Source organism: Luteimonas sp. J29, assembly GCF_000472505.1.
In the GTDB taxonomy this organism is placed as follows: domain Bacteria; phylum Pseudomonadota; class Gammaproteobacteria; order Xanthomonadales; family Xanthomonadaceae; genus Luteimonas.
Genome location: NZ_AWZR01000007.1, coordinates 64,561 through 80,047, shown reverse-complemented (window position 1 = coordinate 80,047; position 15,487 = coordinate 64,561). Strand labels below are relative to the sequence as shown.

12 protein-coding genes and 1 riboswitch are annotated in these 15,487 nt (G+C 70.6%); of the genes, 4 read left to right on the top strand and 8 right to left on the bottom strand.

Annotated elements, in window-relative coordinates; all coding sequences use genetic code 11:
- Positions 1-139 precede the first annotated feature (139 nt).
- Complete coding sequence (locus LUTJ29_RS0112455; RefSeq protein WP_198012682.1) at positions 140-1,327, top strand: ISL3 family transposase; 1,188 nt, start codon at positions 140-142, stop codon at positions 1,325-1,327.
- 67 nt (positions 1,328-1,394) lie between these two features.
- On the opposite strand, the gene LUTJ29_RS0112450 is transcribed toward LUTJ29_RS0112455, so the two are convergent.
- The 3 genes from LUTJ29_RS0112450 to LUTJ29_RS0112440 all read right to left on the bottom strand — a co-directional run bounded on the left by LUTJ29_RS0112450 (position 1,395) and on the right by LUTJ29_RS0112440 (position 6,372).
- The gene (locus LUTJ29_RS0112450; RefSeq protein WP_027072800.1) at positions 1,395-4,259 is read right to left on the bottom strand and encodes a TonB-dependent receptor; all 2,865 of its coding nucleotides are present in this window, start codon (positions 4,257-4,259) and stop codon (positions 1,395-1,397) included.
- A 236-nt stretch (positions 4,260-4,495) separates the two neighbouring features.
- Positions 4,496-5,350 (bottom strand): hypothetical protein, encoded by an 855-nt coding sequence (locus LUTJ29_RS0112445; RefSeq protein ID WP_043741368.1) that lies wholly within the window; start codon positions 5,348-5,350, stop codon positions 4,496-4,498.
- A 113-nt stretch (positions 5,351-5,463) separates the two neighbouring features.
- Positions 5,464-6,372, bottom strand: coding sequence for an Hsp33 family molecular chaperone HslO (locus tag LUTJ29_RS0112440; RefSeq protein ID WP_027072798.1), 909 nt, complete (start codon positions 6,370-6,372; stop codon positions 5,464-5,466).
- 86 nt (positions 6,373-6,458) lie between these two features.
- Between LUTJ29_RS0112440 and mtgA the strand changes: the two genes are divergently transcribed.
- Genes mtgA through LUTJ29_RS0112425 form a run of 3 tightly spaced genes read left to right on the top strand, consistent with a single transcriptional unit; the run spans position 6,459 to position 8,671 of the window.
- Positions 6,459-7,205 (top strand): monofunctional biosynthetic peptidoglycan transglycosylase, encoded by a 747-nt coding sequence (mtgA, locus tag LUTJ29_RS0112435; RefSeq protein WP_232221217.1) that lies wholly within the window; start codon positions 6,459-6,461, stop codon positions 7,203-7,205.
- Positions 7,206-7,254: 49 nt separating this feature from the next.
- On the top strand, positions 7,255-8,283 hold the full coding sequence (locus tag LUTJ29_RS0112430; RefSeq protein ID WP_027072796.1) for a glycosyltransferase family 2 protein: 1,029 nt from the start codon (positions 7,255-7,257) through the stop codon (positions 8,281-8,283).
- Positions 8,243-8,671 (top strand): CBS domain-containing protein, encoded by a 429-nt coding sequence (locus tag LUTJ29_RS0112425; protein ID WP_027072795.1) that lies wholly within the window; start codon positions 8,243-8,245, stop codon positions 8,669-8,671. Before LUTJ29_RS0112430 ends, LUTJ29_RS0112425 begins: the two co-directional genes overlap by 41 nt.
- Before the next feature lie 15 nt (positions 8,672-8,686).
- Here the strand turns inward: LUTJ29_RS0112425 and LUTJ29_RS0112420 are convergent, their stop codons facing one another.
- The 5 genes from LUTJ29_RS0112420 to LUTJ29_RS0112400 form a co-directional block, all read right to left on the bottom strand.
- Positions 8,687-10,651 carry an AsmA family protein gene (locus LUTJ29_RS0112420; protein WP_051322991.1) on the bottom strand — a complete coding sequence of 655 codons (1,965 nt, stop codon included), beginning with the start codon at positions 10,649-10,651 and terminating at the stop codon, positions 8,687-8,689.
- A gap of 76 nt (positions 10,652-10,727) precedes the next feature.
- Positions 10,728-11,366, bottom strand: a complete 639-nt coding sequence (locus LUTJ29_RS0112415; protein ID WP_027072793.1) for a hemolysin III family protein — start codon at positions 11,364-11,366, stop codon at positions 10,728-10,730.
- Positions 11,367-11,520: 154 nt separating this feature from the next.
- Positions 11,521-13,122, bottom strand: a complete 1,602-nt coding sequence (locus LUTJ29_RS0112410) for a peptide chain release factor 3 (protein WP_027072792.1) — start codon at positions 13,120-13,122, stop codon at positions 11,521-11,523.
- A 102-nt stretch (positions 13,123-13,224) separates the two neighbouring features.
- Complete coding sequence (locus LUTJ29_RS17370) at positions 13,225-14,130, bottom strand: M23 family metallopeptidase (protein WP_051322990.1); 906 nt, start codon at positions 14,128-14,130, stop codon at positions 13,225-13,227.
- The gene (locus LUTJ29_RS0112400) at positions 14,127-15,215 is read right to left on the bottom strand and encodes a hypothetical protein (protein WP_027072791.1); all 1,089 of its coding nucleotides are present in this window, start codon (positions 15,213-15,215) and stop codon (positions 14,127-14,129) included. Before LUTJ29_RS0112400 ends, LUTJ29_RS17370 begins: the two co-directional genes overlap by 4 nt.
- Positions 15,216-15,308: 93 nt before the next feature.
- A riboswitch (SAM riboswitch) is annotated at positions 15,309-15,435 on the top strand.
- Positions 15,436-15,487: the final 52 nt, after the last annotated feature.

The following is a 15,487-nucleotide window of genomic DNA, read 5'->3' as shown; positions in this document are numbered from 1 at the left end:
GCGCAGTCCGGACGCGAAAAAAACGGTTCTTCTCCCAACTGAGGGGAGAGAGGCGCACGGCCGACCCGGCAGAATTGTTGTTCTCGAGGCAACAAAACGGGGCCGGACGTGGCCGAAGTGGATTGTATGTCCCAGCTGGGTGGCTGGAAGGGTTATCGCGTATGGGATTGGCGTCAGGAGGATCGGGGCGGCCAGTCCTGGGCGGTGCTGGAACTGGCCCGTAGAAGGCGCAGAGCGCCTTTGTTCGGGCTGTGACCAGCCGGTAGCGGCCATCCACGACCAGACCGTTCGCCGGATCCGGGACCTGCCGCTGTTCGAATACGCGGTGGAATTGTGGGTACCGCGGCTGCGCCTGGCCTGCCCGCGCTGCGGCCCGAGGCTTGAGCGACTGGACTGGCTAGACCCCCACGCCCGGGTGACCCGGCGGCTGGCCGAGAGCGTGGCCCGGCTGTGCGCCGGGACATCGGTGCGGCACACCGCCCGGTGGTTCGGGCTGGACTGGAAGACGGTCAAAGCGATCGACTTCCGGCATCTGGAGCGCTCGCTGGGCCCGCCGAACCTGGACGGCGTGCGGCTGCTGGCGATGGACGAGTTCGCGATCCAGAAGGGCCACCGGTACGCGACCGTGGTGGTCGACCCCGAGCGCAAGCGGGTGCTGTGGGTGGGGCGCGGGCGTTCGAGAGCGGAAATCAGGCCGTTTTTTGAGCTGCTGGGCCCGGTGCGCTGCGCCCAGGTCCGCGCCGTGGCGATGGACATGAACTCCGCCTACGACCTGGAGGTTCGGGCGCATTGCCCGAACGCGGAGGTCGTCTACGACCTGTTCCATGTCGTGGCCAAGTACGGCCGGGAGGTGATCGACCGGGTCCGGGTGGACGAGGCAGACCGGCTGCGCGCCGATAAGCCGGCCCGGCGGGTGGTCAAGACATCGCGCTGGCTGCTACTTCGTAATCGGGAGAACGTGCCCGACGAGCAGGTGGTGCGGCTGGAAGAGCTGCTGGCGGCCAACAAGGCCTTGTTGACGGTCTACCTGCTGAAAGAAGGCCTGAAGGGGCTATGGCGCTACCGGCGCGAGGCATGGGCCTGGAAAGCGTGGAAGAGCTGGAAGCGACGAGCCCTGCGCAGCGGCCTGGAGCCGCTGCGCGTGTTCGTGCGGCGGCTCGAGCCCTACCTGTCGGGGATCCTGGCCCACTGCCGCTGGCCGCTGGGAACCAATCTGGTCGAAGGCATCAACAACAAGATCAAGGTCATCAAGCGGGTGGCCTACGGCTACCGGGACGACGCCTACTTCTTCCTGAAGATCCGGGCGGCCTTCCCCGGACTTGGGTGAAGAACCAAAAAAAAGCGGCGGGCCATGGGCCCGCCGCCTTTCGCCACGAGTGGCGCTTCGCCAGGGATCAGAACTTGAAGTTCACGCTGGTGAAGATGAAACGACCGGCCTGGTCGTAGCCGCCGAGGGCATTGCCGTTCAGCGGGCCAAGGCCGCCACCGACCATCGGCGGCTCCTTGTCCAGGACGTTGTTCACGCCCAGCGTCCAGGTGGCGTAGTCGCCGAGCTCCACCGAGCCCGACAGGTCGAGGTAGTCGTAACCGTCCACCTTGCCCTTGTCGCGCAGGAAGAAGTCGGAGCTCAGCGGGTTGCCGTCGACGTCCTCGTAGTCCATCTCGCCGATGTGGCGCCAGCGCAGGCCGACGGTGTACCGGTCGAAGGAGTAGCGGGCGGACGCGATGTGGCGCCACTTCGGCGTCGCGCACGACGAGTTGATCAGGCCTTCGCAGCTGTAGGTGGCCGAATCGTCACCCGGCACCGGCGAGTACTCCTTCTCGAGGATGTAGTTGCCCGAGAACGAGAGGCTCATGCGGCCGTTGCCCAGCGGGAACCCGTAGGCGCCGCTCAGGTCGATGCCGCGGAAGCGGCGGCCACCGAAGTTGCCGTTGGTGTTGATCACCATGCCCGAGGAGCTCGGGTCGCTGCCACGGAACAGATCGAGCGTGGTCGCGTTGCGGCGGATCAGCGAGCACATCTCGTCCTGGCCGGTGGCGCACAGGTCCATGATCGTGCGGGCGCCGATCGTGCTGATCGCGTTCTCCAGCTTGATGTCGTAGTAGTCGACAGCAATGTCCAGGTTGTCGATCGGCGACGCGGTGAAGCCGAAGGTCCAGGTCTCGGCCTCTTCGGGCTCCAGGTTCGGGTTGCCGCCGATGAACTGGTTGTACTGGCTGGCCGGGTTGGCGGCCACGGTGCCGTAGCGGTCAACCGGCACGCCGGTGCGGGCGCACTCGGCCGGGCTGTACTCCGGGGTCGGGCCGGCGCAGGGGTCGTCACCGGCCCACAGCGCGATCTGGTTGTCCAGGTACAGCTCGCCGATGTTCGGCGCGCGGATCGCACGGTTGAAGCCGGTGCGGAGGCGGAACCGCTCGTCGAGGAACGCGGCGCTCAGCGCGGCCTTGTAGGTGTCGACCGAACCGGAGGTGCTGTAGTCCGAGAAGCGGTACGCCAGCTCGGCGTCCAGGCGGGTCAGCGGACCGGCGTCGACGACCAGCGGGATGTTGCTCTCGAAGAAGAACTCCTCGACGCGCAGCTCGCCGGCGAGGTTGGTCGTCGGGCCGCCCAGGCCGGTGAAATTGCCGGTCTGCATGTTGGTGTCGGCGACGCGCTCGTACTGCTCCTTGCGCCACTCGTAACCGACCACCAGGCCGATGGTCTCGCCGTTGGCCGACGGCAGGCCGATGCCCAGGTCGCCGCTGGCGTACGCCGTGAAGTCCATCAGGCGGGTGGCGTAGTTGACGATACCGACGCCCTGCAGCGCCTGCGCCTGCTCCGGGGTGATCGAATCGGTCCAGACCTCGTATGGGATGCAGCCATCGAACGAGCCGGCCGGGCAACCCAGCAGGCCGTCACGCACGCGGGTGGTGACGAAGTCGTTGATGTTCTCGTTGCGCGAGGTCGAACGGCCGTAGGTGAACGCCGCGTCGTACGACCAGTTCTCGTTGATCAGGCCGCCGAGCCCCGAGGTGAAGCTGAAGTTGGTGGCATCGTAGGCCGAGACGCGCGGACCGCCCTCGACGTTGCGCTTGGCGACGTACACCGTGAACTCGTCGTCGGTGATGCCGACGTCGGCGCACATGGTGCCGATCACGTCGGTGTCGCAGCTGACGGTGATGTCGGTGAAGAACGCACCCGACGGCGCGATCTGGGTCTTGGTCTTGCGGTTGACGAACATCGCTTCCATGTACGGCTGGAAGTGTTCGTTGATCTCGTACTTCAGGTTGAAGCCGGCGGTGATGCGGCTGTCGGGACGCTGGTAGTAGTTGACCGGCGCGTAGTTGTAGATGTTGATGTCGTCGGTCGCGGTCCAGCCGCCACCCGCCGTCGGCAGCACGTAGCCGTAGAAGCCGCTGCCCGGGGCGACGATGTAGAAGTTGGCCGGATCGGCGGTGGCCGAACCGCCGCACGAGGTGCCGGCCGCGTTCAGGGCGCAGGCCGAGTAATCGCGCTCGCCCTGCAGCAGCGCCTTGTTCTCGCGCCAGGTCAGCCAGCCCATCGCATGGCCGCCGTCACCGAAGCTGCGGCCGAAGGCCAGGTCGATGTTGCGCGAGATGCCGTCGAAGCCCGAGTTGCCGGTCGGGTAGTCGAAGCCCGCGGCGTCCATCAGGCCCTGGATGTACTTGTTGTCGTTGTCGTGCTGGTAGGCCGAGTAGCCGACGTTGACGCTCACGCCCTCGAACTGGTCGTCGAGGATGAAGTTCACCACGCCCGCGACCGCGTCCGAACCGTACACCGCCGAGGCGCCGCCGGTGAGGATGTCCACGCGCTTGATCAGGGCGGCCGGGACGATGGAGATGTCCGGGGTCTCGTTCGCGCCCTTCGGGATGCGGCGGCCGTTGAGCAGGGTCAGCGTGCGCTCGACGCCCAGGCCACGCAGGTCGACGGTGGCGTAGGTGCCGGCGCCGTTGTTGATGAAGTTGTCGAAGCTGAGGTCGAGCTGCGGGTACTGGTTCACCAGGTCCTCGACCGTGGTGGCGCCCGCGAAACGGAACTCTTCGGCGCTGATCTCCACGACCGGGCTGGCCGCGGTCATGGTCTGGCTCTTGATGCGGGTACCCGTGACGGTCACCGCGTCGAGGACGGTGGCGCTCTGCTGGGGCTGGGTTTCTTCGGTTTCCTGCGCGAGGGCGGCACCGCTACCCGCGAGGGTCACAGCGCTCACCGCCAGGGACATCGCAATGGCGTCCCGGAGCTTGTTTCGCTTCAATCTCATTCTCTCTCTCCAACGTGGAATGGGTGTTTCCCATGGAAACCTCCCCGGTGGAATCAACGCAGACGCCAAGCCCGGCAAGGTTGCGCCCGATACTACAAGGGCATGGAGAGAAATTAAAGTGTCGTTAACACATCCGTTTTTTGGCTCCGTGGGCGGTGCCGGAGCCGTGGCGGGACAGGCGGAAGCGTGCGGCGCCGGCCGTCATGGCCAGCGCCACCGTCCCGGTCTCAGCGCAGTCAGAGATCCTGCTCGTAGCGGACGTAGGGCACGGCGCCCTCGTCCTCGGTCTCGCCGGCCGGTGAGAAGGGGCTCTTGCCCCGGGTCAGGACGTTTTCGGCCCCGACGGTCAGCTGGCCGCTCCAGGGGGTGCGCCAGGTGACGCCAAGGCCCACGCCCTCGAAGCGGGGCTGCCCCGGGGTCTCGATGACGCGGCCGATGATGTTGGCGCTGAAGGCACCGTAGCCGCCGCCCAGCGACAGGCTGCGGCTGCTCCACTGGTCGCTGAACTCCGCCGGCGCCTCGGCGAACGGAATCAGGGTGGCCTTGGCCACCGTGCCGGCGATGCTCACGTAGGCGGCATCGCCGAGGTTCTTCTGGGCGAAGACGGTCAGGTCGTTCAGGTCGACGTCGCGCTGGCGGCTGCCGTCGCGGGTCAGCCAGGCCGGCAGGCTGTCCCTGCCCTGGCCCAGGGTGAGGCCGAAGCTGCCACCGGGCCGGCTGAAGGCGGCCGTGGCGCTGGCGCGGCCATTCCCGCTGGAGCGTTCGCCGAGCGAGGCCAGCTGGCAGTTGTTGACCAGGCTGCTGACCGCGCTGAACACGCCGGTCTGGCGGTTGCAAAGCAGGGCGAGCGAATCGCCGGCCTCCAGGCCGAAGGTCGCGTCCAGGGAGGAATCCCCGGACCGCCAGCGCGCGCCCGCGAGCGAGCCCTCGGTGGTCGGCTCGAGCAGGAGATAGGCCTGGACCCTGCCGCTGCTGTTGTCGACCACGGGGAGCACGGTCTGCTGGTCGCGCTTGACCTGGGCATGCGCGCCCGCCGCCAGCCCGAGGGCCAGGAGCAGGGTGGTCGTCAGTCGCGCGAGGGTGCGTTGCATGGCCGGTCTTGTGACCGCTGCGTGCGGCCGGAGTTCCCCAGGGACGGTCCTGCATGCAGGCTAGCGCATTTATGTATATTTAACAATGCGCCAATCATAACAATCCTGCATGGTTACTGAACGCGCGCCGGGGCCTCGACCGCGGCCGCCTGGTCCGCGAGCAGGGCCTCGACCTGGGCGCGGTCGAACTCGTAGCGCTCGCCGCAGAATTCGCAGCGCACGCGCGCGGCCCCGTCGATCACGGACGCCCGCGCCTCGTCCGGCCCGAGCGCGCCGAGCATCGCCGCCACCCGGTCCCGCGAGCACGAGCAGCCGAACGCCAGGTCCCGGCCACCGAGCAGTTCCACCCCGTCCTCGTGGAACAGGCGCTGGAGCAGGGCGTCGGCGGGCGCCTCCAGCAGTTCGGCCGGACCCAGGGTGTCGAACAGGGCGCAGGCCCGGGTCCAGCCGTCCGCGTCGCCCTCGTCGCCGGGCAGGCGCTGCAGCATCAGGCCGGTGGCGCGTTCCTCCCCGGCCGCGAGCAGCAGCCGGGTGGGCAACTGCTCGGACTGGCGGAAGTAGTCCTCGAAGGCGCCCGCGAGCGAGTCCGACTCGAGCGGGACCAGGCCCTGGTAGCGCACCGGCTCGCGCCCGTGCAGACCGGGATTCTCGATCGTGATCGCGAGGACGGCGTCCGCCCCGAGCTGGCGCAGGTCGCGGCTCGCCGGCACCGGTTCGTCCTCGGCGAGGCGGGCGATGGCGCGCAGCGTGCCGGACGCGGTGCACTCGGCGAACAGCGTGCGCACGGCGCCGCCGCCCTGGAGCTGGACCGACAGGCGGCCGTCCACCTTGACGTGGCCGGTGAACAGGGCCGAGGCGACGACCGCCTCGCCGAGCAGTTCGGCGATCGCGGGCGGGTAGTCGTCGTTGGAGCGGATCCGCTGCCAGCTGCGCTCCAGGCGCACGTGGACCCCGCGCACGCCGGCGCCGGGGAGCAGGAAGCGGGTGAGCCGGTCGCCGCCGGCGATGGGGGAGTCGGTCATGGGACGTGATCGCGCCCTCGCGCGGGGCATGGTCGAATAGGGAAGCGCCATCGTCGGCGCCAGTGACAGATGGGGACGTGATGATGATGGCGCAAGCCGGGCCGCCGCCGGCCGGGAGCCGACGCCGCCGGCGCTGGTGGCGCCGGCTGCTGTGGCTGCCGGCGTGGCTGCTGCTGGCCAGCGTGATGCAGGTGCTGGTGCTGCGGTTCGTCGATCCGCCGTTCTCCGCGTTCATGGCGATCCGGCAGGTCGACGCCTGGCGCGCCGGGCAGCGCGATTTCCGCATCGCCTACGACTGGCGCGGCCTCGACGCGATGGCGCCCTGCCTGCCGGTGGCGCTGATCGCGGCCGAGGACCAGAACTTCGCCACCCATTCGGGCTTCGACCTCGAGGCCATCCGCCAGGCGCGCGAGCGCAACGCGCGCGGCGGCCGGCTGCGCGGCGGCAGCACGATCAGCCAGCAGCTGGCCAAGAACCTGTTCCTCTGGCAGGGACGCAGCCCGGCCTCGCGCTGGGCGCGCAAGGGGCTGGAGTCCTGGTACACCGTGCTGCTGGAGCTGCTGTGGCCGAAGCGGCGGATCCTGGAGGTCTACGCCAACGTGGCCGAGTTCGGCGACGGCGTCTACGGGGCCCAGGCCGCGGCGCGCAGCTTCTTCGGCCGCGACGCCAGCGCGCTCTCCACGACCCAGTGCGCGCGCCTGGCCGCGGTGCTGCCGAGCCCCAGGCGCTACAGCGCGACCCGGCCGGGTCCCTACGTGCAGCAGCGCACCCGCGCCATCGAGCGCAACATGCGCCAGATCGGCGGCAGCGCCTACGTCGAGGCGCTGGACTGAGCCTGCGGCGGGGTCCGCGCGCGCCGGAAGAACGGATACGATGCGGCCCATGAAGCGCGAACTGCTCACCGTCGTGGTGGCCGCCCGGGACGAGGCCGACGCCCTGCCGCTGCTGCACGCGCGGGTGGCGCGGGTGCTCGACGGCCTGCGCGAGGACGGCGTCGACGGCCGCATCCTGTATGTCGACGACGGCAGCACCGACGGCACCTGGGAGGTGATGCGCGGCCTGGCCAGCGGCGATGGGCGCGTCGCGCTGCTGCGCCTGTCGCGCAACTTCGGCAAGGAGGCGGCGCTCACCGCCGGGCTCGACCACGTGTCCGAGGGCGCGGCGGTGCTGCTCGACGCCGACGGCCAGGACCCGCCGGAACTGATCCCGCGCTTCGTGGAGAAGTGGCGCGAAGGCTACGACGACGTCTACGGCATGCGCGAGCGGCGCGACGGCGAGGGCTGGTTCAAGCGCCTGACCGCGCACCTGTTCTACCGCGTGATCCAGCGCCTGTCGCGCACCCCGGTGCCGACCGACACCGGGGACTTCCGCCTGCTGTCGCCGCGCGCGCTCGCGGCGCTGGCGCAGCTGCGCGAACGCCACCGCTTCATGAAGGGCCTGTTCGGCTGGATCGGCTACAACCGCGTCGCGGTCCCGTACCGGCGCGAGCCGCGCGTGGCCGGGCGCAGCAAGTTCAGCTTCTGGAAGCTGTGGAACTTCGCGCTCGAGGGCATCACCAGCTTCTCGACCGCGCCCCTCCGGCTGGCGACCTACGTCGGCCTGGGCGCGGCGCTGCTGGCCTTCGTGTACGCGGTCTGGATCGCGCTCAAGGCCCTGCTCTACGGCGACCGCGTCGCCGGCTGGCCGACGATGATGGTCGTGATCCTGTTCCTGGGCGGCGTGCAGCTGGTCGCGCTGGGCATGATTGGCGAGTACCTGGGCCGCCTGTACGAGGAGTCCAAGCAGCGTCCGCTGTACCTGGTTGACGACTGGCGCCCTGCGCCCGGGGGAGTATCCTCGGCGGTGTCGCAGGCAACAGGAGGGAGCCGGGATGCGTACGGTGCGGCAATTGCTGGACGGCAAGAGTCCTGAGGTCTATGCGGTGGCGCCGGAGGCGCCGGTGATCGAGGCGATCCGGCTGATGGCGCTCAAGGGCATCGGCGCGGTGCTGGTGACCGAGGACCAGCGGGTGCGCGGGATCCTGTCCGAGCGCGACTATGCGCGCAAGATCGTGCTCGAAGGCCGCTCCTCGAAGGACACGCCGGTCAGCGAGATCATGACCCGCGACGTGGTCACGGTGACGCCGGACCACGTGGTGCCGACGTGCATGCAGCTGATGACCGAGCGGCGCATCCGCCACCTGCCGGTGCTCGAGCGCGGCCAGGTGGTGGGCATGATCTCGATCGGCGACCTGGTCAAGGCGGTGATCGAGGACCAGCAGCACGAGCTCGAGCAGCTGCAGCGCTACATCGCGGGCTGAGCGCCGCGCCGGCGGCTACTTCGCGTAGCGGCCGCCGCAGTCGCTGTCCTCGCCGGGCCCCAGTTCCAGCGTTGCCAGCAGGGCGGCGGGCGGCGCGATGCTGCCCAGCGCGAACGCGACCGCGCCGCGCAGGCCGAGCCGGGCGAAGTCCGGCCGGAAGCTCGGGTTGGCGAAGGTACCGCCCAGGTGCAGCGGCGAGCGCAGGGCCAGGATGCTGCGGTCCTTGGGCCGTGGGCGCAGCTCCAGGTCCAGCGTTTCGCCCGCCAGGTCGACCTGGCCCTGGCCGACGATGATCGTGTCGCTGGTGTCGAAGGCCAGGGCGCGTGCCTGCATCGTGCCCGACTCGACGCCGAAGTCGGCGAAGGCGCAGCGGACCTGCGCCTTGCGGTCGCGGCCCAGGATGAACTTGAGCGACTCGTAGATGTCGAGGCCGGCCAGTTCCAGCAGCAGGTTGCTGATCTCGCCGCGGCCCATGCCGAGCGCGACGTCGCCGTCGGCGCTGGCGAGCATCGCCGCGATCGAATTGCCGCCGCCGGTGAGCGAGATGTTGCCGGCCAGGCGTCCGGCGGCGTCGCGGGTGAGCTCGGCGTCCGGGAACAGCTGCGCCAGTTCGATGCCCCGCACCTGGGCGCGCAGCCGGGTGCTGATCGCGTCCCTGCGTGCGTCCATGCGCACGTCGGCGCGGATCTCGCCGCCGGCGACGCCGAAGTTGACCGGCTCCAGTCGTGCCAGACCGTTCTCCAGCACCAGGTGCGCGTCCATGTCGTCGAGCGGGAGCCGTGGCGCGTTGATGCGCTGCGCGCGCAGGCGCACGTCCGCGTCCATCGCGCGCAGCTTGGCCAGGTCGTAGGGCGTGTCGGGCAGCACCTTGCCGCGCGCGCGCTGCTCCTGCGCACGGCGGGCCAGTTCCGGGTCGAGTTCCTCGCCCTCCGCGTCGGGCGCGGCGCCGAGGAAGCCGGCCAGGTCGTCGAAGTCCAGGCGCTTGGATACCAGGTCGGCGACCAGCACGGGGCGCTCGCCACCGGTGGTGAGCGACGCCGATCCCGCCAGGTCGCTCTGCCCGACCTCGCCCGTGAAACCGCGGTAATGCCAGGTGGCGCCCTCGCGCTCGAGGCGGCCGTCGAAGGCGTAGGGCGGGGTGTCGGGCATGGCCACGCCGAACAGCGGGTAGAGATCGGCCAGGTTGCGCCCGGCCAGCGCGAACGCGACGTCGAAGGTCTGGAAATCGAACGGCGCGGTCAGGCTGCCGCGCGCGCGGGCCCGGGTGGCGCCGGCGCGGGCGCGCAGGTCGAGGCGGTAGGGGCGGTCGCTGTCGCGCAGTTCGAGCGGCGATTCGGCGCGGCCCTCGAGGCTGAATTCGGCGCCTCGCCAGCGGCCCCCGCCCTCGAGCTCGACCGGCGGCGCGGCGTCCTCGCGGCGCGCCTCGCGGCTGGCGACGTGGATGTCGATGCCGGTGTCGCGGCCCGCGTCTTCGTAGCGCAAGCGGCCGTCGGTGACCCACAGGCGACGCAGCTGCAGCGGCTCGCCGCCGCCGTCGAAACCGAAGTCCCAGTTGCCGGGTCCGCCTTCCGGGTGCGCTTCGAGCCGCACGTCCGGTGCGTCCAGGCGCAGTTCGGCCAGTCGCACGCGGCCGATGATCAGCGGCCACGTTTCGACCTGCAGCGCCAGCCGCTCGGCCGTGGCCATGTCCTCCTGCTTCGACCAGCCGGCGTTGCCCAGCCGCAGCCGCCCGGCGGTGACCGTGGTGATCCGGCCGAGATCGACGTCGAGGTCGCCGCCGATCTCGAAGCTGCGCCCGGTGCGCGCCTCGACGATGCGTTCGACCGGGCCCTTGAACCAGTTCCAGTCCCACAGCAGCACGAGGACCACGACCGCCACGGCGATCACCGCACCCGCCAGCGCGAGCGCGCGCCGTGACGGACGGCGCCAGCGAAACCGTGGGTGCGGCCCGGCAAGGGCCATGTCCGGTTCGGTTGCCATGCCGCTAGGCTTGCGCGCGCGGCGTCATCCCCGCGCGAACGCGGCGCGAAGGTTCAGTTTCGCGAAGCGGGCGTGGTCAGGGCACCACCTGCGCCATCACCGCCACGTAGTGGCAGACGCTGCCGGCGATGCAGAACAGGTGCCAGATCGCGTGCGCGTAGGGAATCGACTCGCGGTGGTAGAAGTAGGTGCCCAGGGTGTAGAACACGCCGCCGGCGATCAGCCAGCCGAAGGTCCAGGCATCGAGCGAGGCCATCACCGGCTTGATCGCCACCAGCACCAGCCAGCCCATGGCCACGTAGATCGCGGTAGACAGGCGCTTGAAGCGGCCGGTGTAGAACAGCTTGAAGACGACGCCCGCCAGGGCCAGGGTCCAGATCGCGATGAACAGTCCCCAGCCCCAGCGGCCGCGCAGGCCGACCAGGGTGAAGGGCGTGTAGGTGCCGGCGATCAGCAGGTAGATCGCGCAGTGGTCGAAGACCTTGAGCCGGCCCTTGGCGACCGGGTGCCGGATGGCGTGGTAGAGGGTGGAGGCCAGGTAGAGCAGCAGCAGCGAGACGCCGAACACGATCGCGGCGCCGAGCTGCCAGGCGTCGCCGTGGATGGCGGCCAAGGTGATCAGCACCGCGCCACCGGCGAGCGCGGCGGCCGCGCCGACGCCGTGGGTCAGGGCGCTGGCGATCTCGTCGCGCACGCGCGCCAGGCGCAGCGCCAGGCGGCGCTCACGCACCTGCTGGCGCGGATCCTGAAGCTCGCCGGAGGGACTGCCCACGCTCCATACGTTAGCGCATTGGCGCCGGCGCGGGCGGCGCGCGCCATCCGCATTCAATCCGTGCTCAGGCCGCCGGGCGGGTTGACCCGCCGCCGGATCAGGCCGCGACGGCGTGCGCGTGCTCGCGGGTGGCCAGGAACCGGACCGCCGGCGAGCGTTCCTCGGCCAGCTGCAGGTTGACCCGGGTCGGCGCCAGGTAGACCAGTTCGCCGGCGGCGTCGATGGCCAGGTTCATCGCGTGCTTGTCGCGGAACTCCACGAGCGTCTTCTCGTCCTCGCACTTCACCCAGCGGGCGGTGGCGACCTGCACCGGCTCGAAGATCGCGTCGACGCCGTACTCGTCCTTGAGCCGGTAGGCGACCACGTCGAACTGCAGCACGCCCACCGCGCCGAGGATCAGGTCGTTGCTCATCAGCGGGCGGAAGAACTGGGTCGCGCCTTCCTCCGAGAGCTGGGCCAGGCCCTTCTGCAGCTGCTTGAGCTTGAGCGGATCGCGCAGGCGGGCGCGGCGGAACAGCTCCGGCGCGAAGTTCGGGATGCCGGTGAAGGAGAGCTGCTCGCCTTCGGTGAAGGTGTCGCCGATCGCGATGGTGCCGTGGTTGTGGATGCCGATGACATCGCCCGGCCAGGCCTCGGCGGCGATCTCGCGGTCGCTGGCCATGAAGGTCAGGGCATTGGCCAGCTTGACCTCCTTGCCGCTGCGCACGTGGAAGGCCTTCATGCCGGCGGTGAAGCGGCCCGAGCACACGCGCATGAATGCCACGCGGTCGCGGTGCTGCGGGTCCATGTTGGCCTGGATCTTGAACACGAATCCGGTCAGCTTTTCCTCGTCGGGCCGGACCTCGCGGCTGGTGGTGGCGCGTGGCCGCGGCGAGGGCGCGTGCTCGACGAAGAAGTCCAGCAGCGGCTGCACGCCGAAGTTGTTCACGCCCGAGCCGAAGAACACCGGGGTCTGCTCGCCGCGCAGGTACTTGTCCTTGTCGAACGGATCGGCCGCGCCCTGCACCAGTTCCAGCTCGTCGCGCAGGCTGGCCAGCATCTCGCTGCCAATCTTCTCCTCCAGGCCGGGGGCGTCGAGCGAGGGGAAGATGGTCGAGTCCTGGCGGGTGAAGCTGCGACCCTGTTCGTACAGGTGCACCTCGCCGGTGAGCAGGTGGACCACGCCCTTCAGGCGCTGGCCCATGCCGATCGGCCAGGTGACCGGCGCGCACTGGATCTTCAGCACGCTCTCGACCTCGTCCAGCAGCTCGATCGGATCCTTGCCCTCGCGGTCGAGCTTGTTGATGAAGGTCATGATCGGCGTGTCGCGCATGCGGCACACCTCCATGAGCTTGATCGTGCGTTCCTCCACGCCCTTGGCTACGTCGATCACCATCAGCGCGCTGTCCACCGCGGTAAGCACGCGGTAGGTGTCCTCGCCGAAGTCGGCGTGGCCGGGGGTGTCAAGCAGGTTGATGATGCGGCCCTCGTAGGGGAACTGCATCACCGACGAGGTGACCGAGATCCCGCGCTCCTTCTCCAGCGCCATCCAGTCGGAGGTGGCGTGGCGCGCGGTCTTGCGCGACTTCACCGACCCGGCCATCTGGATCGCGCCGCCGAACAGCAGCAGCTTCTCGGTCAGCGTGGTCTTGCCCGCGTCGGGGTGGGAGATGATGGCGAAGGTGCGCCGGCGCGCGGCTTCTGTGGAAACGTCGGGCATGGCCTGACCCGCCGCGGTGGCGTCGGGACGGTGTGGGGAGGCCGCGGATTATACGGACTCCGGGATGCGGGCCACCTGCGGCGGCCCGCGCACGCCGGGTCCTCAAGGGGAGGGCGGCGCGTCGTCCGGTGGCGTTTCGCGGAAGCGCAGGATCCCCTGCGGCCCGAACATGCGGAACGGCAGCGAGTGCAGGCGCATGCCGCGGTTGGCCTGGACCACGAAGTGCAGGTGCGGCGCGGTGCTGCGGCCGCTGTTGCCCGACAGTCCGATCGCGTCGCCGCGGCGCACGCGCCGGCCCGGTTCCACCAGCACACCGCCGCGCTGCAGGTGCGCGTACAGGGCCATGGTGCCGTCGTCGTGCAGGACGCGGACGAAGTTGGCGCGATCGCCCGGCGCCTCGTCGCCGCCCGCCGCGACGTCCGGGAAACCGCCCTCGGCCTGCATCACCACCCCTTCGCGCGCCGCCAGGACGGGGGTGCCGGCCGGCGCGGCCAGGTCCACCGCGTACCGGTTGGCATCGTCGGCATGGCTGTACCTGCCGCCCCAGGCCTGCTGGATGCGCAGGCTGCCGGTCCGCAGTGGCCAGCCGTACTCCACGTCGCGGGGTCGCGCGTTGGGGCTGCCCGGGACCGCCTCCAGCCGCAGCCTTGGGCGGGCGTGCGGCAGGCGCGCCAGCAGCGCCCCCGACTGCGCGGGCACGGTGCCGCGGGCGGGCAGGGGGGGATCGCTGCCCGGCACCGCTTCGTCGGCGTGCAGCATCGCCTCGACCGGCCCGGCAAGCGGATTGTCGACCCAGGCTTCCACCCCGTCGTCCCGCTGCACGAGGCGCAGCCGCGCGCCCCCGGACGTCGTGAAGCCCCCGGCGCGAGGACCTGTGCCGGCCGGGGTCGATGACGCGACGCCCGGTCGCGGGTCGCGGAAGTCGGACCAGCGCAGCGACTGCGCCCCTGCCGGGGCCGCGGCGGCCAGCAGCGCCAGGGCGACAGCGCCGGCCCGCGCGGGCTTCATTCCAGGCAGGCCGGATCCAGCTGCAGCGCGGCCACGATGTCGCGCAGGTCGAACGCGGCCACGGCGCGGTCGTGGTGGACCGCGTACAGCGCGCCGGCGGGGAAGCGCGCGGTGGGGCTGGCGTGCAGGGCGACGCCGTCGGTCCAGCCGGTGACCGTGCCGGAGAACTGGCCGCGTGGTGCGAGCGTGGTGCGGTCGAACACCCGGAACACGGTGCGCGGGTGCAGCTGGTCGGCCGCGATCCAGTAGCCCGACTCGGCGGTGCAGGCCCAGAGCGCGAGGCCTTCCGGCTCGGCGGTGAACACGCCCGGCGCGACACCGCCGCCGGTATAGCGGCCGTCGAGCGTGTATTCGCGCAGCGCGGTGCCGTGGCCGCGGTGTTCGTCGGCCACCAGCAGCCGGTCGTGCACCGGGTCGCCGGCGAGCGATTCGACCATGCGCAGCGCCGCGGCCTCGCTGGTGTCGCCGAACGTGTCGATCGGCTCGGCCCGGGGATGGCCGCCGTCGTCGAGCCGGATCCGGAACCGCCGCACGCGGCGGTCCAGCTCGTCCAGCGGCGGAACGATGTCGTAGGCGGCGCCGAGCATGAAGCTGTCGGTGACGTACACGTGCAGTTCGCCCGGCGCGGCCTCGTAGGCCCATACCCCGTAGGGGCTGCGCAGCAGGCCCTCGCCGAAGCTGCCGAGCGGCTCGAATCCCGGCAGGGCGAGCATCTGCACGCGGCGGTTGTCGCGCTCCGATACCAGCAGCAGGTCGCCGTGCACGAACACGCCATTGGGCCGCAGGAACCGGCCCGGAGCGTCGCCGCGCCCGCCGACGCGCTGCAGCAGCTCGCCGCTGTCGGCGTCGAACACCACCAGCTGGTGCACGTTCTTGGCGCTCGCGACCAGCCACACCCGGCCGTCCTCGGTCGGCCAGGTGGCCAGCGAGTCCAGCTCGTCGCCGGGGTTCTCGATGGTCAGGAAGGTCTCGGCGACGGTGGTCGCGCCAGCGGCGGCCGCGGGGCCGGGGGCCTGGACCGGGATCGTGCGCGTCGCGCAGGCGGCCAGCACCAGGGCGGCCAGGAGGGGGAGGGCAGTACGCATGGCCCATTATCGCCCAGGCCTGGTCCGGAACGCATATCGCTTCATCGGCATGAAGCGATTGACAAACGCCGGCGGCGCATGCAATCTGCGCGGCATCCATCGAGACCGGCTGAGGGACAGGCCCTGAGACGCCGGGGCAACCTGATGGGAACGGCCACTGGCCGTGCCCGTCGCGGTGCCAAGTCCTGCGGGGACCTGTGCGTCCACCGGAAGATGGTTGCGTGTCGCCCCGGCAAGGTGGTCGACAGGCATCTGGCCGGCGCTGCCGGCCC